20 protein-coding genes and 3 tRNA genes are annotated in these 23,944 nt (G+C 49.9%); 12 read left to right on the plus strand and 11 right to left on the minus strand.

Features of this window, described 5'->3' with window-relative positions:
- Nucleotides 1–92: 92 nt before the first annotated feature.
- Nucleotides 93–800, minus strand: a complete 708-nt coding sequence (locus EHT25_RS01210) for a tetratricopeptide repeat protein (RefSeq protein WP_124869429.1) — start codon at nucleotides 798–800, stop codon at nucleotides 93–95.
- A 58-nt stretch (nucleotides 801–858) separates the two neighbouring features.
- Complete coding sequence (locus tag EHT25_RS01215; protein ID WP_124869432.1) at nucleotides 859–1,821, minus strand: VWA domain-containing protein; 963 nt, start codon at nucleotides 1,819–1,821, stop codon at nucleotides 859–861.
- A gap of 205 nt (nucleotides 1,822–2,026) precedes the next feature.
- Here EHT25_RS01215 and EHT25_RS01220 point away from each other — a divergent pair.
- Nucleotides 2,027–2,113, plus strand: a tRNA-Ser gene (locus tag EHT25_RS01220).
- A gap of 340 nt (nucleotides 2,114–2,453) precedes the next feature.
- Here the strand turns inward: EHT25_RS01220 and EHT25_RS01230 are convergent.
- Nucleotides 2,454–4,115, minus strand: coding sequence for a YceI family protein (locus EHT25_RS01230; RefSeq protein ID WP_124869436.1), 1,662 nt, complete (start codon nucleotides 4,113–4,115; stop codon nucleotides 2,454–2,456).
- 776 nt (nucleotides 4,116–4,891) lie between these two features.
- Here EHT25_RS01230 and EHT25_RS01235 point away from each other — a divergent pair.
- The 6 genes from EHT25_RS01235 to EHT25_RS01255 all read left to right on the plus strand — a co-directional run bounded on the left by EHT25_RS01235 (nucleotide 4,892) and on the right by EHT25_RS01255 (nucleotide 9,256).
- A tRNA-Pro gene (locus tag EHT25_RS01235) sits at nucleotides 4,892–4,965 on the plus strand.
- A gap of 369 nt (nucleotides 4,966–5,334) precedes the next feature.
- Nucleotides 5,335–5,408 (plus strand) — tRNA-Arg (locus tag EHT25_RS01240).
- Between the two features lie 128 nt (nucleotides 5,409–5,536).
- Nucleotides 5,537–5,773, plus strand: a complete 237-nt coding sequence (locus EHT25_RS01245) for a hypothetical protein (protein WP_124869439.1) — start codon at nucleotides 5,537–5,539, stop codon at nucleotides 5,771–5,773.
- Nucleotides 5,774–6,205: 432 nt separating this feature from the next.
- Nucleotides 6,206–6,352, plus strand: a complete 147-nt coding sequence (locus EHT25_RS32900) for a hypothetical protein (protein WP_221622230.1) — start codon at nucleotides 6,206–6,208, stop codon at nucleotides 6,350–6,352.
- A gap of 728 nt (nucleotides 6,353–7,080) precedes the next feature.
- Entirely contained in the window at nucleotides 7,081–7,518 is a 438-nt protein-coding gene (locus tag EHT25_RS01250; RefSeq protein ID WP_124869442.1) for a hypothetical protein, read from the plus strand.
- A gap of 196 nt (nucleotides 7,519–7,714) precedes the next feature.
- Nucleotides 7,715–9,256 carry a sensor histidine kinase gene (locus tag EHT25_RS01255; RefSeq protein WP_124869445.1) on the plus strand — a complete coding sequence of 514 codons (1,542 nt, stop codon included), beginning with the start codon at nucleotides 7,715–7,717 and terminating at the stop codon, nucleotides 9,254–9,256.
- Between the two features lie 18 nt (nucleotides 9,257–9,274).
- On the opposite strand, the gene EHT25_RS01260 is transcribed toward EHT25_RS01255, so the two are convergent.
- Entirely contained in the window at nucleotides 9,275–9,655 is a 381-nt protein-coding gene (locus tag EHT25_RS01260) for a DUF3037 domain-containing protein (protein ID WP_124869447.1), read from the minus strand.
- Nucleotides 9,636–10,436 (minus strand): HipA family kinase, encoded by an 801-nt coding sequence (locus tag EHT25_RS01265; RefSeq protein WP_124869450.1) that lies wholly within the window; start codon nucleotides 10,434–10,436, stop codon nucleotides 9,636–9,638. The genes EHT25_RS01260 and EHT25_RS01265 overlap by 20 nt, the downstream gene beginning before the upstream one ends.
- 168 nt (nucleotides 10,437–10,604) lie before the next feature.
- Here EHT25_RS01265 and purL point away from each other — a divergent pair, with 168 nt between their 5' ends.
- The 5 genes from purL (at nucleotide 10,605) to EHT25_RS01290 (ending at nucleotide 15,934) form a co-directional block, all read left to right on the plus strand.
- Nucleotides 10,605–12,854, plus strand: a complete 2,250-nt coding sequence (gene purL / locus EHT25_RS01270) for a phosphoribosylformylglycinamidine synthase subunit PurL (protein WP_124869454.1) — start codon at nucleotides 10,605–10,607, stop codon at nucleotides 12,852–12,854.
- A gap of 14 nt (nucleotides 12,855–12,868) precedes the next feature.
- On the plus strand, nucleotides 12,869–13,465 hold the full coding sequence (locus EHT25_RS01275) for a Uma2 family endonuclease (RefSeq protein ID WP_124869457.1): 597 nt from the start codon (nucleotides 12,869–12,871) through the stop codon (nucleotides 13,463–13,465).
- A gap of 46 nt (nucleotides 13,466–13,511) precedes the next feature.
- On the plus strand, nucleotides 13,512–14,276 hold the full coding sequence (truA, locus tag EHT25_RS01280) for a tRNA pseudouridine(38-40) synthase TruA (protein WP_124869460.1): 765 nt from the start codon (nucleotides 13,512–13,514) through the stop codon (nucleotides 14,274–14,276).
- 70 nt (nucleotides 14,277–14,346) lie between these two features.
- A complete protein-coding gene (locus tag EHT25_RS01285) occupies nucleotides 14,347–15,330 on the plus strand; it encodes an XdhC family protein (protein ID WP_229311396.1) in 984 nt (327 codons plus the stop codon).
- Between the two features lie 13 nt (nucleotides 15,331–15,343).
- Nucleotides 15,344–15,934 carry a nucleotidyltransferase family protein gene (locus EHT25_RS01290; RefSeq protein WP_124869466.1) on the plus strand — a complete coding sequence of 197 codons (591 nt, stop codon included), beginning with the start codon at nucleotides 15,344–15,346 and terminating at the stop codon, nucleotides 15,932–15,934.
- A gap of 37 nt (nucleotides 15,935–15,971) precedes the next feature.
- On the opposite strand, the gene EHT25_RS01295 is transcribed toward EHT25_RS01290, so the two are convergent.
- The 6 genes from EHT25_RS01295 to EHT25_RS01320 all read right to left on the minus strand — a co-directional run bounded on the left by EHT25_RS01295 (nucleotide 15,972) and on the right by EHT25_RS01320 (nucleotide 23,920).
- Complete coding sequence (locus EHT25_RS01295; RefSeq protein ID WP_124869468.1) at nucleotides 15,972–16,496, minus strand: DinB family protein; 525 nt, start codon at nucleotides 16,494–16,496, stop codon at nucleotides 15,972–15,974.
- Between the two features lie 212 nt (nucleotides 16,497–16,708).
- Nucleotides 16,709–18,001: a serine hydrolase gene (locus EHT25_RS01300; protein ID WP_124869471.1), complete on the minus strand. Its 1,293-nt coding sequence runs from the start codon at nucleotides 17,999–18,001 to the stop codon at nucleotides 16,709–16,711.
- Between the two features lie 16 nt (nucleotides 18,002–18,017).
- On the minus strand, nucleotides 18,018–20,459 hold the full coding sequence (locus EHT25_RS01305) for a TonB-dependent receptor (protein ID WP_124869475.1): 2,442 nt from the start codon (nucleotides 20,457–20,459) through the stop codon (nucleotides 18,018–18,020).
- Between the two features lie 16 nt (nucleotides 20,460–20,475).
- Nucleotides 20,476–21,249, minus strand: a complete 774-nt coding sequence (locus tag EHT25_RS01310; protein ID WP_124869478.1) for a hypothetical protein — start codon at nucleotides 21,247–21,249, stop codon at nucleotides 20,476–20,478.
- A 230-nt stretch (nucleotides 21,250–21,479) separates the two neighbouring features.
- Nucleotides 21,480–22,445, minus strand: a complete 966-nt coding sequence (locus tag EHT25_RS01315; protein WP_124869481.1) for an AAA family ATPase — start codon at nucleotides 22,443–22,445, stop codon at nucleotides 21,480–21,482.
- A gap of 113 nt (nucleotides 22,446–22,558) precedes the next feature.
- Nucleotides 22,559–23,920, minus strand: a complete 1,362-nt coding sequence (locus EHT25_RS01320; RefSeq protein WP_124869485.1) for a peptidylprolyl isomerase — start codon at nucleotides 23,918–23,920, stop codon at nucleotides 22,559–22,561.
- Nucleotides 23,921–23,944 lie beyond the last annotated feature (24 nt).

A 23,944-nucleotide genomic window follows, 5' to 3' on the forward strand; every position in this document is an offset into this window, starting at 1 on the left:
TCGTTTCAGGTTTCTGGTTTAACGGTATTTGGTTTGTTATCAAATGTTTATCTTGGAATTAATAAACCTTAAACCAGTTGCCTTACCTTAAATTAATACGTATTAAATTGTTGACGGTTTTTCGAACCCGTCGTTTGCTTGCGTTGGTGAATGTATTGGACTTCGTTGTCCTGCATGGCATTCAGGATGGACAAAGCCTGTTCTTCCGATAAGTTCAGCGACCGCAACCGACGCAGCAATTCGTCTTTATTGTCGCCCTGTTCCACTTCCGTACCGCTATCCTGACCGGTTTCCATGGCCACTTCCATTTCCTCCGTACGTTGTTGGGGTTTGGGTTTAGGCCGTTGGGAACTGTTGGGAAGGGGTTTGCCAGAATAGGTTTTTTTGATCAGTTCGTAATTGAATTGGGCTGGTTCAAGTGCCGGAACCGTGTTCATTGCCTTCCGAAAGAAGGCCAGCGCGGAGCTTGAATCGCCCTGAATCACCGAAATAACGCCCAGCTGGACTTCGGCTGTTGCAGCCAGATCGGGTTGGTTTACCCTTGCTACCAGGCGGTAATGTTTCTGAGCCTGAGCGTATTGCCGAAGCTGAAAATAGGAGTGAGCCAGGTTCAGACGAGCCGAGGGTTCGACAAAAAGAGCCGAGTTGACCAGCGCAACATACTGCTCGGCTGCGCGTTTGTAATTACCGGACTGATAAGCCCGCAAGCCTTCGATCCGCGCGATGTTATCATGCGAAATTTTATCGAACGAACGATTGTCATACAACCAGAGCAATACCGATAAAATCAGGTAGGTCATGTTGGGTTAATGGGCGTTTCGCAAAAATACGAACTCTTTAGGACAACTGGAACGGGCTTTACAGCTTAAACGTGCGAACCGTCACCAAAAGATCGATGGCAATCAGGACGAGAGCCGCAACCAGAAAATAATAGTATTTATTCGTTGTCACCTCCAGCTTCCGCTGATCGATCAGGCGGTTTTCCAGATTTTGAATGGCTGAAACGAGGGGCGTCAGATCGCCGGACGACGACGCCAGTTCCAGATAGGAGCCCCGCGTGTCTTTCACAAACTGGCGTAAATAGGTCCGGTTTAATTGGGTGTGCACGATATTTCCGTCCTTATCGCGCAAATTGCCTTTGGGTGTCGGAACCGTCGAACCGGTCTCGGTGCCAACACCCACTACAAAAGGCGCAACCCCGTACCGACGCATCTGACCTGCGAGTGCTGGGTCACACTCCCCAAAATCTTCGCCGTCGGTCAGCAACACCAGCACTTTTGTTTGGTTCAGGTCCGAAGTTTCGGCCAGTTGTTTCCGCAGGGCCAGGGCAACCGCCGAACAGATGTTGGTGCCAGATTCGGGTACGAGCCGGGTGGTTAACGACTGAATAAAGAGGGCCAGCGCCCCCTGGTCGGACGTGAGCGGGGCATGCACGTAGGCTTCCGTCGAGAATACCAGTAACCCGAAGCGGTTACCGGGCAGGGCTTCGATGAGCCGTTTTAGCTCGAACTTTACTTTTTCGAGCCGCGTCGGTGGAATATCAGTAGCGTCCATCGATTTCGACAGGTCAACGGCGATATAGATATCTTTTCCTTCCGAAATGAGTTCTTTCTCAACAACTCCGAATGAGGGACCGAGTAGTGCCACCACCAGCAAGGTTAAATAACCGGTTCGGAGAAAAAATTTCGGAATGGTGGCCCAGGCCGATGTGCCCAGCAGGCGGGCTACCCGAAAAATTCGAAAAAAGTAATAGCCGTACAGCAGTACAAAAACCGCCATGAACAGATATTCGGTTTGGGTCAGGCTATGATTCCAGTTCATGCAACCTCCGCAGGATCAGCACATCAACGAACCGACGACCGTCGGGTTGAATTCGTAAAGCTGCGAAATTAGAAGGAAATGACGGGATGCCATGCGGTGGGCTGTAATTTCCGCTGAAACTTTTTGTGTGAAATCTTGGCGAAAAAAGTGGAATAGCTCTATATTTGTGACCCCAATCACCGCAAAACGGGTTGGAGATCGTTTCGGAGAGATGCCTGAGTGGCCGAAAGGAACAGTTTGCTAAACTGTCGTACTGGCAACGGTACCGAGGGTTCGAATCCCTCTCTCTCCGCAAAGGCTTTTGGTAACCTACTTGTTATAAGTAGGTTATTTTGTTTTTAAACGATCGACGAAACTCGCCTTTCGCATGGCGAGCGATACCCGATCCTGACCCATAAAGCAGCGAAAGGCGGGAAAGTCGGCCCGCCGATGCGGAAGCATTGTCACCATTATCACCGGTACAATGGCGGAAACGGTGATCGCTATCCTGCGGAAAATTCTCCAAAAAAAGTTACCGAAATTACGCTGGACATGGCGGGGACTATGGTACTTATTGCCAGGCGCTGTTTTCCATAGGCCACTTTCAACCCAGGAATGGCCAGGATAAGACATGCGGCACTGTACCCCAGATGTTATTTTTTCGCTACGATTTTCATAAACAGTTTAACATCGTCCAAAATGGCATCACCAGTCTGATAAAAGTGCTTTTCTGATCCATAATCGATACCCCAATCGGTTCGATCAATGATCAGCGTGCCATTCAGTTCGACAGTTCCGTCCATGCCGTCCTTAAAATGCATTTTGGCTGGAAAAGTAACGGCCTTCGTGATCCCTTCAAGGGTCAGGTTCCCTGTAACTTTTATATTTCCTTCATTAACTCTTATACTTCCATCAGTTGGAACTTTTGTATTTCCTTCATTCCCTGTTTCAACCTTCGTAATGGCGAACGTAGAAACAGGGAATTTTTTGACATCAAAAAATGGAGGGAATTTATTGTGTGAACGTTGATCAACAAAATTTTCAATTGTATTCATGTCGACTTCAACGGCACCGCCCACCAGATGACGGTTGTCGATCAACAATTCTCCTTTTACTATATCGACGTCCCCTGTATTGGTCCCATCACCGAGAAACTTGGAACCTTCCCATCCACCAAGCAGCCTGGAACCTTTCCAGACGACCGCACTTTGCTTGGTATCGATGCTATATTTTTTCTGCCCCTCTTTATTATAAAAGTCCGTGATGGTTTTTCCATCATACCGATACACGCCGGTCGCATCGCCAAACCATATACTTCCATCGTTCGCTTCCAAAAGCCCCAGAAAAGCCTTTCCTAACCTAATTTCGGTTACAGTTGGCTTATCACTATACAAGGACTTTGCATCATAACGGGAAACTGCCTGGACCGTCGAATTAGCCGGATTTACCGGACCAGTCGTCCAAATGTTTCCTTTTTTATCCTGGATGATCTCATTGGCACCTCTCTCCGATACCTTCGTAAAGATACTGCCGTCATAGCGATAGAGGCCACCGGGCAGACGGCCTCCTCTAAAACCATTGAAACCGCTGAGCCAAATTGTACCTTTTCGATCTTCCAGTATAGCCGAAACGTGGAGAAAGGGTTCCCCTTGATGGGTTAACGTGGTAAATTTTTCCCCGTCATAAACAAAGGCGTCGCCCTGGGTGCCCACCCACAATTTCCCGGTTTTATCTTCAATGATTGTATTAATATCATTATTCAAATGCCCATCTTTATAAAAAAGCGGGGCGTTCGGAGAGGTGAAATTTCGAAACGATTTCCCAACTGCCCGTCTGGGATCGTAACGGCTTAGTCCACTTCCAGTGCCGAACCAGATAATACCGGCTTTATCTTCATAAACAGACGTAACCCGATTATCGGGAAGCCCCTCCGCGGTCGTGAAATGTTGAATGGATTTCCCGTTGTCATAATAAACGCCTGAATCCGTCGAAGCGAACCAAGTATTTCCCCGTCGATCTTCCAGGACATCCCAGAATCGGTGCTGACCTATTTTACTGGTGAGATTCGTAAACGATTTTCCATCTGCCCGTCCGGGATCGTATCGAAAAACATCACCAAAGGATGCGTTGTTCGGGCCAGCCAGCAGAATGGTGCCATTGCTGCCTTTTTTTATAATCCGAACCATTATATTGGGCCCAATGTCTTTAATTTCGGACTTGATGGTATCGTTTGGGAGGTCTGTTTTTTTTTGTCCTCCACAGGAAGTGCAAAAAACAACCATCAATAAAGTACAAATGGATACGAGCTTCGTCATTTCTCTTGTTGTTTTCAGGGATTTCAACAAACCTACACGTCTTTATACGAAGATGTGTTGGGGGGATAGTAAAAGAATGTTAACGAAACGTAAAAGCCGCTTTTACGGACTGCTATGGATTTTAGCTCCTAAGAAGTTGGATCTACTTTACAAAAATACTGCCCATACAACTGTCTTTTAAAAACGCCCATTCGTAAGGCACTTTTAACGTCCATAAAACGACTGGTTCGTGATCGGGATGATTTGCAGACTCAACTCGGCATACAATCGATCGGGCGGCCCCGTTCCATTTCTTTGAGCCGTTTTACCTCCGAGACTTGCAGCCCGTCGTATTTAGCCCGCCACGGGGCCGCCCGCACGGTTGCAAAACATGGACTCGTGAATGCCAGGCGCTCGGGTAATCTGGGTGACGGTTTGGTCACTGTTCTGTTGGTTGAGGATTGCTACAATTTGCGACTCGGTAAATTGTGCGGCCCGTCGATGCGGTTGTTTTCATTCCCTTTTCGATTAGTAATGAAAGTACCCTACTTTTCACTGGCTCACTTTAAAGGGTTCAGGACACCACTGAATCTGGCAAAATTTCCCCTTTGTGAATAACGAAGAATCTGTATATTTGCACCGTAGGAACGGAAATCGTTCCCGCTGCTTCGGTCGAGAGATGGTTATGTTTAATTGCACTTCCTCTCTCTGCAAAATAGATAGTAAGTTCAGGGAATTTAAAGGCATTGATTTTCTTTTTCGAATTTAAATCGTACCTTTGTGCTCTCAAAAGTAATCGGGGTGTAGCGTAGCCCGGTATCGCGCCTGGTTTGGGACCAGGAGGTCGTAGGTTCGAATCCTGCCACCCCGACGCTAAAAACCGCCTAAATCAGCTGATTTGGGCGGTTTTTTAAATAATTGGTAGTTTCACCTCAACGGTCCCGAATTCTTCGATTTCATGACCCGAACATTCTGTTCAAATTGTCCAACTTCGCAGGTCAAGTAGCGGTATTCGAATCGCCTTTTGACGCAATCCACCCTACAATTGTCGTTTTTACACCCATCCGTGTTGCCATCACTCCAGTATCTTTGTTGAAGAGAATTCCCGGTCAACGGGATACCAAACAACATACATGGTATTTATGTCTGAAGAAGGTTGGATAGAAGTGGACAACCCGAAATCGGCAACGTGTTTTCTTGTGGAATTGCGGCCATTGCTGTACTTTTGGGGCCTGAATCAGGTCCCGTAGCTCAGTTGGATAGAGCATCTGATTTCTAATCAGACGGTCTTTGGTTCGAATCCAAACGGGATCACTTGATTTTTAGCGACTTAGCCACTTCAGAAACGGGGTGGCTATTTTTATTGAAGGACGAAAAATACCCCATTTGGGCCAAACGTTAACTGGCAAGGGTGTGCAATTGAGGCACCAACGGACTGAGTCATGACACCGGAAGAAGAACAGGAGTATACGCGAGCCTTCAATCAGATGGTTTCCTGGCTGAATGATCACCTGGATCTGAAGCGGGACGCCATGCTGGAACTGGCCCGATTGAAGGGAACACAGGGATATACCGCCACCCAATACGCGATCATGTCTTTTTCCGGATCGACGGGCTTGTTTCTGAAAGAAGTGTACGAAGGCAAGCACGATTCACCAACCGATAAAAAGGCATCGTGAGCCGATCGGGTGGGGATACAAATTCACTGGCCCCTACTTTATTCTACGATCCCGGCCTACCACCCCGTCGCTATACTAAAGTAACCAAAGTCCATGCTGTCGATCGACCCAGCGCCGATACGATTTCTTACTAATTACAAATTATCGAAAAGCAGGTTGCCGGAACAGTTGATTCGTTCCGTGGATCGAATTGATCGATATCAACCCGTTCGGAAACAATCCGAATTGGTCCATCCCGGCAAAGCAAATAGGTGGTTTTCCGTCGGGGGCCGGCTAAAACACCTTCAACCGGGGCCTATCGTGGCTGTAAAGTCTATCGCGGGTGGCGGTCCAGATGAGCCTCTACGGGTCAATCGAAGGCACAAAGGCCGGTGGCAATCCCTCCTGATCGGTGATGTGCCCGGGTTCGGGTAAGCGAAAGTTCTGAGCCTCATGCAACTGGAGGAAGACAGCAGGGGTTACCAGATGAAAGACAACTACTGGCGAATGCCGGTCTTTCCGGGGAAAACGACAGCACCATTTCACGTTAATCAACCCACTGTAAAAACAGAACCCGGCGAAAAACCGGGCATGTCCTAAACACCAATCTCTATTAATAGCCCTTTTGAGGCTATTAGGTATACTTTCATTTCGCCTGAAAATACTATTCCTTTAAAAAATAATTCGCCAAAATGCGGACTCAAAAGCATCCGCAATAGCAGAACATTTTTGCCGGTCCGGGTTTTAATCGATGGACCTTGGCCTGTGAACCAACTGAATATGCCAGGGTAAGCACGGGATCTTTGGTTGTCAGGGTTCCCGAGATTTTGATAGGAATGGAATCATATCGGGCACCATTGAATGAATAGTAGCTCCCGTTCACTTCGAATGAACCATCCGGAGCCTTTTTGATCAAAGGGAAAACCGCGTAGGCGCAACACATCCCGCTTAAACGATATTCTCCCTGGTAAGGAGCTAATTCGACGCAGCCCTCTGACCATTCCTCCGACGGCATAATCTCGGTACGGGAATGGCAACTTGCCAGAATGAGGACCAGCAGCCACCCGCGAACTCTATTTCCTTTCATAGAAAAACAATTTTTCGGGAAGACCCTAATGGCGCAGGACTGGTTGGAATGACGAACCCGCCGTTTTATCCTCATTCGGGCTTTATGGGCCAAACACACCTCGAGTTGGCAGGCTCTCTGATTCAACTTACAGAATTTAAGGCAGTTGCAGGTGCGGTTTTATTTTTCGCCTACCGTCAAAAAATCCAACCTAAAGGGCTTTTTTGGGGTCATCGTTGAGTAAAAATCAATCGGATGAACGATGAAAAATAGGGTTTTGAGCTTATTGGCGCTCGTGATTCTGGGAATCACAAGTTGTCAGAAATCGGACGAGGTCGGTCCGAAAGACGATCCTAAAAAAGAGTTTACGCAGGATTTGCAGCAAGCGAAGCAATGGTTACCGGGTAAGTGGAAACTGGACAGGGTGTATGCGATGTTACTGAATGCTCCGGTTCCTAACGTAGAACTGGTTATCGATGCAAAACAGATTCGACTGATCCAAAACGGCAATCAGGTTGATGTAGTTGATTATGAGATTGTTAAAGTTAATAATAAACTGCAGATACAAACCAGCGCCCAGCTCAGGGAAACCAATTGGTATGTTCAGAACCCCGGTTTACAAATTAACAGGGATCGCCTGTATTTAGATTTGGCCAGGGCGCAGGAAGGAGCAGGTTATGAATTTAAACGAGTGAACTAGCTTATGAAGTTCCGATCCGGTTTCCGCCGACGAGCGTGCGGTGCGGATGAAGGACGCGTCAATTGACCTTACAGGTCCGGCACGATCCAACGGAAGGTCTGGACAGAACCGTTTGCTATGTATCGACGGGTCGGTTGAATGTATTTATCGGCTGATTATCTATATTGAGCGAAATTTCAAATAAGGCGCACTTTCAATGAATCAACCGTTCGTTGAGGCTTTACTGGTTCTCAATGCACTGCCGGGTAATCATCTCATTCTTTTACCCGATGCTCCCCGCTTTACCATCGTGGCCGCCACCGATGCGTACCTGAGCGTTACCTACACGACTCGGGAAGCTATTCTGGGGAAAGGTATTTTCGAAGCTTTTACCGACGATCATGCCAATCCGGAGGCTACCGGTGTAGTTAACCTTAGCGCTTCGTTACACCAGGCTATTCTCCGGAAGCAGCCCCAGCAAATGGCGGACCAGCGCTACGACGTGTTTAATCCGTTAAAGGGCGGTTTTGAGCAGAAACTGTGGAGGTCCGTTAATAAACCAGTGCTGGATGAATCCGGGGAAATCCAATACATTATTCACACCGCCGAAGACATTACGAATGCGGCCCAACTGGCAGAACTTGTGGAGATCAACGGGTATCTGCAAACCATCATCAACGGCTTTAAAGAACCGTTGCAGGTGCTGGAACCGATCATTGAAAAGGGGCAGGTTGTCGACTTTCGCTTTAAGCTCACCAACCAGGCCTACGCTTCCTACGCCAATACCACGCCCGAGCAGTTGCAGGGGAGACGGGTCGGCGAAGTCTTTCCCGGTTATTTCGAAACAGAGAGCTTTGCCAATCCGGTTTTTACGTTCACCACGGGGGAGCCGCTCACCTTTGAAATTCACTACGACAAAGACGGACTGGATCTTTATAACCTGATGAGTACGTCCAAAATGAATGAATTGGTTGTCATTCATTTTACTGATTTTACCCGCCTGCGCCAGCTGCAGTTGCAACTGGAAAATAAAATTGATGAGCTGAAACGCTCCAATGATAGTTTACAGCAGTTTGCGTACGTGGCCTCCCATGATTTACAGGAACCGTTGCGCAAGATTCAGCAGTTCAGTGGTCTGTTAAAAAGAAGCTATGGGCGGGCGCCGGATTCGGGTGCTGACTACCTGGAGCGGATGCAATTGGCTGCCGAGCGTATGTCGGTGCTGATCAATGACTTGCTAACTTTTGCGCGCATCGATACCCAGAAACCAAACAAACAACCGGTTTTTCTTTCGGCCGTAGTGGCGCAATGTCTGGTCGATTTGGAACTACTCGTGGCGGAAACCGGGGCCGTTATCGAAGTAGGTACACTGCCTGTCGTGTTGGGTGATCGGCTGCAATTGGATCAATTGTTTGGCAATCTGCTCTCCAACGCCCTCAAGTTTCGACGCCAGGGGCATCCGCCGGTTATCAGCGCTACAGCGCGTCAGGTGGAAGCATTACCGGCAGACGTGGAAGTGCGTCGGGAAGCTTCAGCTTATCACCTCATTGAGGTTCGCGATAATGGCATTGGTTTCGACGACAAATATACCGATCGCATCTTTCAGGTTTTCCAGCGGCTGCATAACCGGAGTCAGTATCCGGGTACGGGCATTGGGTTAGCCATTTGTGAAAAAGTAGTGGCAAACCATGGGGGAGCCATTACGGCAATCAGTGAGCCCGGCCAAGGAGCGACGTTTCAGGTATTTTTGCCAGTCTAAAAACGGAGTACGAGGGTTCTACAAAACCAGTTGTTCAAATAGACGGGTCAGCTTGTCGGCGGCATCATCACACAAACCGGTGTGAACGGGTGAGGTTTGTACGATGGTGCTGCGGTTGGCCGTGAGCCACCGAAACCGGCTTGCCATCGGCAGTTGCCCGATGGGGCCGCCTTCCCGACGACCGGCGCCGATTTTCTGAAAAACCTGCAGCCGTTCCTGCAAGCCTGTCAGATCGATTTCGCGGCAAAAAGCAGTAAGGCGGTTTTCATCCAGTTCAAAAATCGTCTGCAAAAAACCTTGCGACGGACAATACAATATGACGCCGACATTTAGGAATTCTTCGCGTTCGACGCGTGGCACGACGCGGATCACGGCGTACTCAAACAAGTGATTGGGCATGTTTCGCTTCGTTGACAAAGACTTCTGAATGGGCGAGCCGGGTTTCTAAAAACCGGACATAAATCTGTCGTTGTTCTTCCGCCGAATCGGCCGTTGGCTCGTTCGTCAGCCACTCATCCGGAACCAGATCAACAATGGCCTGAATGCGTTCAGAAGTTAATATCTGACGAAATTCGGCATCGACGGCATCTAATTCGGTGGCCCAGGGGAGCAACACGTGATCTTTCACCGCTGCGAATGGTTTTTTAGCCTGTTCTTCCCAGGGTTGCCCGGAATGGTGAAAATAAAGCGCAGCTCCGTGGTCGATCAGCCAGAGTTCCCGGTGCCAGATCAGCATGTTGGTATTGCGGGCCGTCCGATCCACGTTGGTGATGAAACAATCGAACCAGACAATCTGCGACGCCAGCCGGGCGCTGACCGCGTTCAAAACCGGATCGAAGGTCGTGGCGCGGGAAAGAAAGTGCAGCCCCAGATTCAGTCCTCCACTGGCCCGTAACAAATCCTGAATTTCCTCGTCCGGTTCGGTTCGGGCCATCGCCGGATCGAGAATGGCGAATACAATTTCGGGAATCCGGAAACCGAGTGCGCGGGCTAGCTCCCCGGCGATCAGTTCGGCAATGAGCGCTTTGACGCCCTGACCCGCGCCCCGAAATTTCAGCACGTACAGAAAATCGTCGTCAGCATCCACAATGGCGGGCAGCGAACCGCCTTCGCGCAACGGCGTAACGTAGCGGGTCACCTGGACGGTCCGGACGGGAGATTCGCGATTGCGTTGGGCCATTCGTAGTAATTTATTGGGGCCGTCTTCAGCTCCGGTTTCAAGTTTGCGGGAAATTTAGGCCATTTTTTTGAGAATTCAGGGTTGATTTACCGATTCGTTCGGCAACGGTTTCGGCAGGATACGTGAAAAGCCTTACCTTTGCCCACACGAACATTCTGCTCAATCCGCATGTCTGCTGAAACGACCGATCAATTACCAACTCTCGAAACTGCTCGCAAACTGGGCCTTCTTCCCGACGAATACGACCGTATCATTGCCATTCTGGGTCGCAAACCCAATTTCACCGAACTGAGTATTTTCTCCGTAATGTGGTCGGAGCACTGCTCGTATAAAAACTCGATTGTCTGGCTCAAAACCCTGCCCCGCGACACCACCGGCGATGCACCGAGCCGGATGCTGGCCAAAGCAGGTGAAGAAAACGCCGGTCTGGTCGATATTGGCGATGGTCTGGCCTGTAGTTTCAAGATCGAGTCGCACAACCACCCGTCGGCCATCGAACCGTATCAGGGCGCAGCGACCGGTGTGGGAGGGATCAACCGCGACATTTTTACGATGGGCGCGCGGCCGATTGCCCAGTTAAACTCCTTGCGGTTTGGTAATTTATCGTTGCCCAAAACCCGGCGACTGCTAAAAGGTGTGGTCAAAGGCATCGGCGATTACGGCAATGCGTTCGGGATTCCGACCGTGGGCGGAGAGGTTTATTTCGACGATTGTTACAACGTCAATCCGCTCGTCAACGCGTTCTCGGCCGGGATCGTTGAAACCGGAAAGGTGGCAAAAGCTACGTCGTATGGTGTTGGTAACCCGGTTTTTATCGTCGGATCAGCCACGGGCAAAGACGGTATTCACGGCGCAACGTTTGCATCAGAAGATATTTCGGATAAATCGACCGAAAAACTCCCGGCGGTTCAGGTGGGCGATCCGTTCATGGAAAAACTATTGCTGGAAGCCACATTGGAGATCATTGCGACAGGCTATGTCATTGGTATTCAGGATATGGGCGCAGCCGGTATCATCTGTTCGACGTCTGAAATGAGCGCCAAAGGCGAACACGGTATGGACATCGACCTCGATAAAGTGCCGACGCGCCAGCTTAACATGGAACCGTTCGAAATCCTCCTGTCGGAGTCGCAGGAACGGATGCTGGTGGTCATTGAAAAAGGCAAGGAAGACGTTATTCGTCAGATTTTTGATAAATGGGATTTGAATTGTGAGCAGATCGGCGTCGTTACCGATACCGGTCGTTTGCATTTTCACCGCTATGGTCGGCTGGTGGCCGACGTTCCCGCCGATGACCTCGTGCTGGGGGGTGGTGCTCCGCAATACCATCGCGAATACCGCGAACCGGCTTATTTTCAGGAGTTTAAGAAGTTTACGATTGATGGTATTCCCGACGTAGAAACCGCAGAGATCAAAACGGTTGCCGAACACCTGCTTTCGCACCCGAACATCTGCTCGCGCCGGTGGGTCTACGAACAATATGATTCGATGGTCGGAACCGCCAACCGCAGCACGAACGAACCTTCGGATGCCGCCGTGGTCAGTGTGAAAGGAACCGACAAATCCATCGTCATCACGGTCGATTGCAACAGCCGCTACGTCAATGCCGACCCCGAAGAAGGGTGCGCCATCGCCGTGGCCGAAGCCGCCCGCAACATCGTGTGTTCGGGTGGAGAACCGCTGGCCATTACAAACTGCCTGAATTTCGGAAATCCCTATGTGCCAGAGGTTTACTGGCAGTTTGTGGGTGCCATCAAAGGGATGAAAAAAGCCTGCGAAAAATTCAATACGCCGGTAACGGGTGGTAACGTCAGTTTCTACAACCAGAGCTCCGACGAAGGACCGGTTTTCCCGACGCCGACAATCGGGATGCTGGGGCTGATGGAAAAGCCGGATAACCGCATGACGCTCGGTTTCCGTCAGCCGGGTGACCTGATTTACCTGCTGGGCGAGTCGAAAAATGATGTCGGTTCATCGGAATATCTGTACTCATACCGGGGCGTCAAAGGCTCGCCGGCACCGGTTTTTGATCTGGACGAAGAATTTACGCTGCAAGCCATTGTCAAGGGTATTATTCAGGAAAAATTAGTTGTTTCGGCACACGATATTTCCGATGGTGGGTTGTTCGTCACGCTGGCCGAATCGGCGATGGTGAATCAAACCGGTTTTACGATCCGGACCGATGGCGGTTTTCGGAAAGATGCGTTCCTGTTCGGTGAGAGCCAGAGCCGGGTGGTCGTGTCGGTTTCACCGGATCAACAGGCTCAGTTTGAAGGCTCGCTGGAAAAGTCCAATGTTTCGGTTCGCCAGTTAGGTACGGTTACAGATGGTGACTTTGTGATCGACGACGATACGGTTTTGTCCGTTGCTGATGCGAAGGCATTGTACGACAATGCGTTGGGTCAGAAAATGCAATAAGAAGCCTTTAAAATATGAATGCAACTCCGGTTGGTAAAACACATTTAACGGTCGAAGAGTATTTCAAACTGGAAGAATCCAGCGAAATTCGGCATGAGTTTTACAAAGGACAGATTTATGATATGGCGGGGAGTTCGCTCCGCCATAATCGTCTGGTTCGGAAAATTGCCGGAATGCTTGAAAGCCAGCCCGCCAATGAGCGTTGTGGCGTATTTACGGAAACCGTTAAAGTCGAAGTTGTCAAAAATATCTACTATCCATATCCAGACGTCGTTCTGACTTGTCATCCGTTTGATTTACAAAGCCAATTCATCATCCGGCAACCCAGCCTTATCGTTGAGGTATTGTCCAAATCGTCGGTGGCTACTGATCGGGATTATAAATGGGAGGAATACCAAAAAATGCCATCCCTGCTGTATTACTTGTTGGTTAACCAATATAAGGTGGGAGTGGAATTATATGCCCGGGTGGAAAATACGGATCAATGGACGTATCAGCGATATATCCAATTGGAAGATGTTGTAGTTTTTCCACGCCTAAATTTTGAATTGGCAATCGGAGCCATTTACCAAGGAATTAATTTTACAACTACCGAGGAAGAGCCTGCCTAGTTTCAAAAAGACGGTTTTGCGCATTAGAGCGTTATTTTTGCATGTTATGCGCTACTTCATCCAACTTTCCTACCGAGGCACGGCCTACCACGGCTGGCAATTTCAGCCCAATGGCATCAGTATTCAGGAAGTTCTGGAGCAGAAACTGACCCTAATTCTGAAAGAACGCATTGCCATCGTGGGCAGCGGTCGGACGGATGCCGGGGTTCATGCCGAACAGCAGTTTGCCCATTTTGAGCTGGACCGCCCGTTGGAATTGACGGACACCCTGATTCATGCCCTGAATTGCCTGCTGCCGCCGGATATTGCCATCCAGACCATTTTTCCGGTCGCCCCTGACGTTCATGCCCGGTTTTCGGCCACAACCCGTTACTACCAATACCGCATCCGGAAACAGAAAAGTCCGTTTCTGGACTACCTGGTGTACGTTTTTCGGCCTCAGCTCGACATCGACGAGATGAACAGAGCGGCTGCGCTGCTGTTTCAATACGATGATTTTGAAAGTTTTAGCAAGGTTCGGACGAAGGTTTCGCATTTTCGCTGTGTCATGCACCGGGCCGAGTGGGTGGTCGAGGACGATCAGCTTGTTTTTCACATCAAAGCCAACCGGTTTTTATATGGCATGGTCAGAACGCTGGTGGGAACGATGCTCGAAATCGGGCAGGGGCGCATGACCGTTGCCGAATTTAAACAGATTCTGCTGGCGAAAGACCGCACCAAAGCCGGGCGTTCGGCACCCGCCAGCGGATTATTTCTGGTTGAAGTAGGCTATCCACCAGCCGTGTTCGATAAGAAAAATGAGAAACGGTGAATGAGGAATGCTGATTTCGAGTAAATTGGGTAATTCATCGTTTCTCATTCATCAATCATCGTCTAAAAACGTGATTAACGAATTTCAGCAACTCATTCGGGCTTACCGAAAGACCGACTTTACCCAGCGTAAAGCCGCTTTGGCAACCGTCGTCGGACTGAGCGGTTCGGGGTATCGCCGTCCGGGTGCCCGCATGTACATCACCGACGATGGCCAGTGGATTGGAGCTATCAGTGGCGGTTGTCTGGAGGGCGATGCGCTGCGAAAAGCCCGTGAGGTCATGCAAACCCGTCAGGCTCGTTTGGTCACCTATGACACCTCTGACCCGGAGGGCGAAAACTTTGGCATCGGTCTGGGTTGCAACGGGGTTTTGGATGTACTCATTCAATCCATTGATCCTGCTGATTCGGAAAATCCGCTCGAAACGCTCGATCGCGTGATGCAGGAACGTCGCCCGCTGACATTGGAAACCAATCTGCCCGATGGTGCCGGAATCTTCGTGGAAGAACTCAAACCCGACATTCAATTGCTGGTGTTTGGGGGCGGCTACGATGCCGTGCCGCTGGTGCAACTGGCCAAGCAAATTGGCTGGCGGGTGGTAGTTACCGACGATTGTGTGGCGCACCTGCAACCCCGGCGATTTGGCGTAGCCGACGAAATGCTGGCCGTTCAGCGCGACGATATTCGGAAGCAACTACCAATCGATGCCTTTTCAGCCGCGGTTTTGATCTCCCATAATTTTAAGTACGACCGATCGGTTTTGCGGGAATTATTGCAAACCGATATCCCGTATATTGGCCTTCTGGGGCCGAAAAAACGCGGTGATGCGCTGCTGGATGAGGTAGGAGACCTGGTTACATCGAAAGATGAAAAACGGCTTTTCTGGCCGATCGGCCTGGATGTCGGAGCCGACAATCCACAGGAAATTGCACTGTCGATCCTGGCAGAAATTCAGGCGGTTTTCCGGCGGGCCTCAGCACAACCGCTGAAATTCAAGAACGCGCCGATTCATCAGCCGGTGCAATCGATCTCTACGTCTGTTGACCTCACCTGACCGGTCATTACGCATGAACCTCGCCATCATTATTTTAGCCGCCGGAGCATCGACGCGGTTGGACAACGAACCTAAGCAACTCATTGAATGGGAAGGCAGAACATTGCTTCGACGGGTGGTCGATACGGCTTTGTCCACCCCTTTTCGGCCGGTTGTCGTCGTTGTAGGGGCCAATAAAAACCGGATTTCGCCCGAACTGGAAGGACTGCCCGTGACCATTATCGACAATCAACACTGGCAACAGGGGCTTTCATCGTCGGTAAAAACCGGTCTGGCGGCTGTTTACCTGACCCAGAAAGACATCGATGCGGTTTTGTTTTTACTGACCGATCAACCCCATGTCGATCGCGGGTTGTTGCTGCAGCTGGCGCAGGTTTACCAGGAAAGCGGCAAAGGAATTGTGGCTTCGGGTTACGCGGGCAGTTTGGGCGTTCCGGCCTTGTTCGACCGGAAATACATCAGTGAACTGCTCAGCCTGGAAGGCGATAAGGGAGCAAAGTGGGTGATCAAAAACCACGCAGACGACTGCGCCGAAGTGCCTTTCGAGTCCGGAAATATTGATCTGGATACGGGTGAAGATGTCGTGCGGTTTTTAGGCTTGTGAAGGAGAAATTTGTGAGACGGTGAGCGTTTGTTCCTGCTCATTTGGATAGCTTCAGACCAAAGTTATAACGCTTATCGACGACTCGGCTTAGAATACCAATCTGTCCGCAATGGTACATGGTATGCTTAATATTCCAGTCAATTGCCTCAAATTTTGTTGCAGCAATTGGGTGTGGTATGGACGTAGGCTCGAGTGGGCCGTTTAGTTCTGAGAGGGATAGAGAAGTCAAGATATCGATTGACTTCTGTTGAATGACTTTTAGGTCCTGGAACAGCGTCCTTGCGTTGGTCTTTCCAACCGAAAGGATCGGGGCTGAGACCGTAAAAAAATCACTGTATTCCTTGATTGGAAGCCTTTGGAGAACATCCATCTGATGCCCTCTGATGACCAGAATGGAATGGAAATAATGACTGATAATCAAATGCCCAACCTGCCAGTTGAGATTGGATTCAACGGTATCAGGAATGATTTCCCACTTATCGAATGGAACTGCTTCGAGGAGCTTGTTTGTCCATTCGTAAGCATTTGAAGTTTGGTTGATTAAAATTTCGGTCTCTGTCATTGAAACGAAGAAGTTATAAATCAGACTGCCATTTGACAGGATTCGCGCACAAATTATAAAACTTTGTGAAGAAGACAGCATGTAGATAACGGTGAGAAACGTTGTCAAACCGATGTCCGTATGGGCGGCCCGTCACATATCAGTGTATCCGTTCGTGGTCTTTGATACGACTTCGTATTGTACGCTCCCTTAAAACGCTACAATCCCAAACGTCAATTATCGACATCCTTTATTGTGGGTCGTTCATCATTTTTCCGCGTTTCATACTGCCTTTTAAATTCCCGCAAATTCGGGCGGTTTTTTCGCTTCCTTTTCAATTCATACGCATAAACCGTTTGACCCAACTGGTATAGAAACGGGTGCGCTACACTCTCGTACTCGTATTTGTTATCGTTCAGAATCTCGTCTTTATTGACGTAGATTGTCGCCGAAAGCATAAACTCGATCCGGTTTTTGAAATCAGCAACGTAAGACGCATCCGTCATAAAACCGTACGCCCAACCCACTTTATTAAACACCCGAACCCCTTCCGGTAACTTGTGGTGTAAACTGTCCTGAAAAAAGAACTTCACGTACGTGTCGTAATACTGATCCGAGTCGTATTTGGGGTAATTGGTTTCGCCGGGAAACTGGGATAAATACTGGTATAAAAATGCATAGTCGCTGTCGGTTAAATCGAATCGCTGGCGTTCCGGAACGGATTGCGGAAACAGCACCGACTGCAAGGTTTGCTGAAAGGCTTCGAGCGGGTATTTGTTCCGGGTTGAAAAGTCGAACGGTTCATGAACCAGGCTGTCGCGGGCGGTCAGATACCCCTTTCCCAACTTATCAATCCGGCGAAAATCAAACGCATCCGGATTATAGGCGGCTGGCTGTGCGTAAATCAATGTGCCATCGGGACGAATGAATCGGACCGGGTTCGTATGGCGGTTTTCTTCGGAAGTCATCCGGACGAAACGGTGGGTGATGCGGGTGTCGAGATAGCCTTTGGCGTGCAGCGAACGATTGATTTCCTGTTGACCTACAAACTCATACATACGGCTATAGGCATCGTTATCGCTCACCAGAAATGCTTTTTTGATAAAATGGGCAATTGACGGAAAACCGGTTTCGGACGTATTATCCGTCCACTCCCTGGTTTGATTCCGAAACGCACTGTCGAACTGCATGGCCGTGAACAGGGTCACATCCGGAATCTTCATCCGGTTCAGTTTTTCGAGCGAAAGCAGGGCCAGCGGTAATTTGACCGTTGAAGCCGGATTGAAATAAGTAGTGCTGTCGACGTGAAAATAGTAGTTGGTAAACGTCGGAACGTTGTTACGGTCGCGGTCGATTCGGGTGTAGATGATTTGTAATCGGTACGTGTCCGGGTGTCTGATCACTTCCTGAAAAACCGGGTTCTGATTTTTCGCGAAAAGGTTCGTCAGCAGGGGAGAGGTTCGAGCCTGACCATATCCGGTTGTTAGGGCCAAACCAAGGGCGAAGACGGCTAAAAGTTTGTTCATGATGAAGAATCTGGTATCAAAAATCCACCCGATAATAAAAAACCGGCAGAAAACCCAACTGGTATTCCCGCTTGATGAACGTGCCATCAGGCTGGGGCGCATAGCTCAGCGTCAGGATATTCTGAATGCCAAGTATGTTGACGAGGTCGACGGCAATCGTGTGAGTCAGCCGGGTGCGGTTAATTTTATAATCCACTTTCAGGTCAAACCGGCGGTAATCCGGAAATTGGAGCGTGTTGCGGCTGGCACTCTGGTACACAATATCCTGGGCGGCTTGCGAGCGGGCTTCGTCGACCGGACCGTACCAGCGACCACCGATGGCGGTGAACTTCGCACCCAGATTCAGGCTCGTGCGGCCAAAGGTAAATTCTTTCGCAAAAACCGCATTGAATGCGTATTTTCCGTTGAAATCCGTATTTCGCAACACGCCGTCGGAGCCTTTGTATTTGGCATCGAACAACGAACCCGTGACGAGAAAATAATACCCATCGCTGAAAAACTTCTCGAGCGTCAGTTCCGCGCCATAATTCCGCCCGGTTCCTTTGTTCACCAGCTTACCCGGAAAAATCCGTGAAAAACCTGCTCCGGTATTCAGAATGGAAAATGAGCTTTGCTGTTCTTCAATCGGTACATCAAACAATTTCTGGTAATAGGCTTCGATTTTCAACCGCATGTTTCGGCCCAGCAACCGATCGTAGGAGGTCACATAATGCCAGCTTTTGGTCAGCCCCACATCCGAATTCAGGTATTGCCGGTTTTTATGTAAATCCGCCCCGTAAAAGTAAGTATACGTTGGCTGAATCTGGCTGTGCAAACCGGCCGCGAAGCTGAGCTTCTGGCGGTTGGGCAAATCCCAGGACAGACCCAGGCGGGGCTCGGCGGGCGAATAACTGTTTTTGTTGAGCGAAAAATACAAACTCGTCAAACCGGCGCTCAGCGTCAGTCGATCGGCCAGATTAACGCGCCACTGCACATAAGGCTGCAGCAAAACCGCCGATTGCCGCGAATCCCAGCGGGTTAGCCACGGACCCAGTTGAGTTGGCGCATTTGGAACCGGCGTTACCACGCGGGCACTATCGATAAAATTAAATGAATACAGATCCCCGATCAAACCGGCCCGCAGCGTACTGCGCGAACTGAATTTATGGTTGACAGCTCCCGCCAGGGAGGTTTTGGTTTCGGAAAACCGGTAATCCAGAATCGGGGCTTTGCCCGTAATTTTATAGCGGTTATTCTCCACAACTGGCAAACCATCGGCTCCGTTCTGGAAAAAAAGGTAGTTGTGGTACGCGTCCTGCACAGTGCCCGACTCGGCCAGGGTCAGCCGAACAAATGTTTTGCGGTTGAGCGGTTTTTCGTAGGTAATACCAGCAACGCCCATGCGCGCCGTGTAATACTGGTCGCGGTCGTTTTGTCCGAAAATATTCCGGTCGGTCACTTCCTGTTCACTGATGAGCAGGTCGATGGTGCTCGTGCCTCCGAATCCCCAGAAGGACAGTTTCGCGTTGTTTTTGAGCGGGAAATTGAACCGAAACGAGGCATCCTGGTAGCGCGGAAGTGCCTGGGTACCAATGTCGATACCGGCTTTTTTGAAGAGCCAGAGGTTGGCGTAGCGATACGTTACGAAATACGACGACCCGGTTTTTCTGGACAACGGCCCTTCCAGTGCAGCTTCGGTTCCTAAAAAGCCAAATTGCAGCGAGCGCTGGTGTTTTTCGTTATTGCCGTTTCGCAACCGAAGGTCGAAAACACCGGCGATGCCGTTGCCGTATTCCGCCGGAAAAGCGCCGGTGAAAAAGTCGGAATTGGCCAGCATTTTATTACTGATGATGCTTACCGAACCGCCGGTTGTTCCGGCAATGGCGAAATGGTTGGGATTCGGAACCGAGATGCCCTCGACCCGCCAGAGGACGCCACCCGGCGAATTGCCCCGAATCACAATGTCATTGCGGGAGTCGTCGGCACCCTGCACGCCGGCAAAGTTGGACGCCATCCGGGCGGGTTCGCCCCGGCTTCCGGCGTAGCGGTCGGCTTCGTCGACCGTAAATTGTCGGGCCGATACAACGGCCATTTCATTGCGGGCGTCGCCGGTTCGCTGCGCCTTAACGGTAACGCTGGCTAGTTCGGTAATGGCTTCTTCCAGGTCGACATCCAGAATGGTTTCGCGGCCCGCATCAACAATAATGTTATTTAGTAAAGCTTCTTTGTAACCAATCAGACTTATTTTGACCGTTCGCCGACCCACCGGTACATTAGGCAGGCGATAACGACCCAACGAATCGGTGGCAGTTCCGAGCCCGTCGGCCGTGGCATTCAGAATTTGAACGGTGGCACCGACCAACGGAAACTTAGATTCTTTATCGGAAACCCGGCCGCGAACGGTTTGGGTTAAACTGGTCTGAGCATGGAGTGAAGATAGAAAACCGGTATAAAAAAGCAGGCAATAGACGTATTTCATGGATGTGTGGTGGTAGTTAATTCGTAGCCGAAGCGATCAAACCAAAAAGAAGCAGGCCAACGACAGTACCCAGCAACGTTCGGAAAAAGCGCCGTTTCTCCCGTTTTCGTTCCGGTTGAGTCATGTCCTTGTAGGACTTCATGTTTTTCGTAAGTGCCCGTCCCAGGAAATAAAATCCGCCCGCCAGCACACCGGTTCCGAGCAAAATAACCAGTACGGCCGCAAACCCTTGTTCGCTGCACAGTAAACCACAGGCCAGACGGCTCGCAAAAATAAACAGAGGAATGCTGGCCAGGAATAAAAGAATATAGGCAATTTTTGTTCCAGTACCCGGTTTTTCCGAAACGGAGGTGCCATTGGACTGATTAACCCGCTGATTGGGCGTAGGTTGAACTAAAGAGTCTTTCTCGCTGATTACGGTGTAAGCGTTTTCGCTGGATACGCTGACCGACGGCTCGGGATGCAAAACCGCCCGGCCACAGATGCCACCCGCAACGATATACGCCAGAAAATTGATGAGAAAAAGCAGGAAATAACTGTATTTCTGAAACCGAAACCGCTCGACTGAAACCAAATCGGTCGACTGTATGGCGTTATATCGGCACACGCGTTGCCGGATGAAAACCAACGCACCCAACAGGATGGACAAATACCAGCCCGGTAGGTTGGGCAAAATTGAACTCCCCAGCAGCATTCCGATGGCTACACTGGTAAACTCCGATAGCACGATCAGACCGACAGCAATTTTTTGGTGGCGACTGGCGAAAGCCGCAAGGACAGAAGTCGTCATTGATTAGCAGTTAACCGTTTTACGATTCCGTCATCCAACGCGTTTGCCTGAAGCCTGAACCGAAAGCTACCTAGTAATCAAGTTTATGATTATTTTGTTTGATTTTGGCAAAAGAGGGCCGGGATTTACTTTGCGGTCAGGGACGGTGAAGAAATAGGTGGTTTACGGTGACGGGCGCGTTCAAACATGTTTTACCAGAATGCGCCAGCCACCGAAAACCGTATCCCGAATTACAATAACCGCTTGATAAGCTGGTCGACCGTAATACCTTCGGCTTCAGCTTTGAAATTCCGGACGATCCGGTGACGGATGATGGGATAAGCGACAGCCCGGACGTCTTCGATATCGGGTGAATATTTGCCATTGAGCAATGCGTTGCACTTGGCGGCCAGAATCAAGGCCTGGGAAGCCCGCGGACCTGCCCCCCATTCCAGGTAGGTATTGGCATCCGGCGAACCCATTTCGGTGTTCGGGCGGGTTTTATGAACCAGTTTAACGGCATATTCGACCACATTGTCGACCACCGGAACCCGGCGCACCAGATGCTGAAAGGCCAGCAGTTCGTCGCCGGATAATACTTTTTGTACCTGGTATTTCTCGTCGCTGGTCGTTGATTTTACAATGTCCAGCTCCGATTGGTAGGATGGATAATCCAGAAAAACGTTGAACATAAACCGGTCCAGCTGGGCTTCGGGCAGGGGATAAGTACCTTCCTGTTCGATCGGGTTTTGGGTAGCCAGCACGAAGAACGGGCGGTCGAGCGGGTATTTTTGCCCGGCAATCGTCACGGCGTATTCCTGCATGGCTTCCAGCAGCGCCGACTGCGTTTTGGGAGGTGTCCGGTTAATCTCGTCGGCCAGAATGATGTTGGCAAAAACCGGTCCTTTGATGAATTTGAAACGCCGTTCCTGATCAAGTGTTTCGGAACCCAGAATGTCCGAGGGCATCAGGTCCGGGGTAAACTGAATCCGGTTAAAACTCAGGTCGAGCGCCCCGGCGATGGTCTGGATGAGCAGCGTTTTGGCGAGACCCGGCACCCCGACCAGCAAACAGTGTCCCTGGCAAAAAATAGCCGTGAGCAAAAGCCGCACGGTTTCTTCCTGACCAATCACCACTTTCGAAATCTCCGTTTTCAGTCTTTTATACGCATCATTCAGCGCTTCAGCAGCCGCAACGTCGGAATTAAATTGTACCACAAGAGAAAGAGTTAAGAGTTAAGAATTAAGCGTTAAGAGTTAAAAATTAAAAGCAACAAGGTATGGGAATTCGCCCACCACACGGGTGGCCCCGTCTTAACTCTTAACTCCCTTTAGGGGCCATCGGTTTTCTGACTGCCTAAAATGTGGCAGCTCTGGTATTCGGGATCAACATTGATGTAGACATCGCTGACGGCTTTTTTGAACCAGGCATCAATGGCGGTATTCTTTTTATTGTTCAGCACAATGTTGGCGATTTTCTCGTAATCGTCTTTGATGCTGGCGGTGTGCGGGGCCACTTTTCGCTTGTAAAACAAAAGCCGCACGGCACTTTTTCCATCCTCGAGCCGGTAATCCATCGGTTGGCTAACGCTGCCTACTTTCATCGTGTCCAGCGTCATGTAAAGCGTGTAATCCATGTTCTGATCGAGCGGCATGAGGGTGCTGTTCGACTGCTGATCCCGGATGACTCCACCCGCATCGGCCGTTGCTTTGTCTTCCGAAAAGTCCTTGGCGGCTTTTTCAAACTTGATGCTATCGGCCACAATCAACGTTCGCAGGCTGTCCAGAAACCGGCGTGGCTGGCTCAGGTCCAGGCGGTTGTAATCGGGGCGGAGCAGAATGTGCCGGGCGTGGTATTCCGCACCCCGCACTTCAATAAGCTGGATCAGGTGCAAACCAAATTCCGACTCGACAATGTCCGACATTTCATTGGGTTTCAGCTTCATGGCGGCCCCTTCGAATTCGGCGACCATCGCACCGCGTTTGGCAAAACCGAGGCTACCCCCTTTTTGGGCAGAACCCACATCTTCGGAAAATTCAGTTGCCAGTTTCGCAAAATCTTCGCCTTTTTCAACGCGCTCCTTTAGTGCCTGCAACCGCTTCCGTAACTCCTCTTTCTGCTCTTTCGTCACTTTTGCCAACCGGACAATGTGCCCGATTTCGACTTCAGCGGGGATATACGGCAAGCTATCTTTGGGAATGCCGTTGAAAAACTTCCGGACTTCGTTGGGGCTTACTTTTACATCGTCGGTTATTTTAGTCTGCATCCGCTGCCCCAGCATCTGCTCTTTCACTTCCGAACGGAGTTCACTTTTTAAAGCCTCGATGCTTTTTCCGTAGGCTTCAACCAGGTTTTTTTCCGAACCAAATTGCTGAATCATGTACGACATCCGGCCATCCATCTGGTTTTCAATCAACTTATCGTCGACGGTGACGGAGTCAATTTCGGCTTTGGCCAACAGTACTTTCTGCACAACCAGGCTTTCCAGCAGCTGGCAATCACCAGGTGCCTTCTGGTTTTGCTGGGCATAAGACTGGCGGGCCTGCTCCAGATCCGATTTGAGGACGTAATAATTGTCGGCTTTGGCAATAATCTTGTTTAGACTGACGCCCTTCCCCTGCGAATAGGCAGGAGATGCCGCTACAATCAGCAGCGTCGTCAGAATAAAGTAGGAGAGAAGGATTGATTTCATTAAAAACTTTATTCAGGTTTATTA

This window comes from Larkinella rosea (assembly GCF_003858635.1).
GTDB classification, from domain to species: Bacteria; Bacteroidota; Bacteroidia; order Cytophagales; family Spirosomataceae; genus Larkinella; species Larkinella rosea.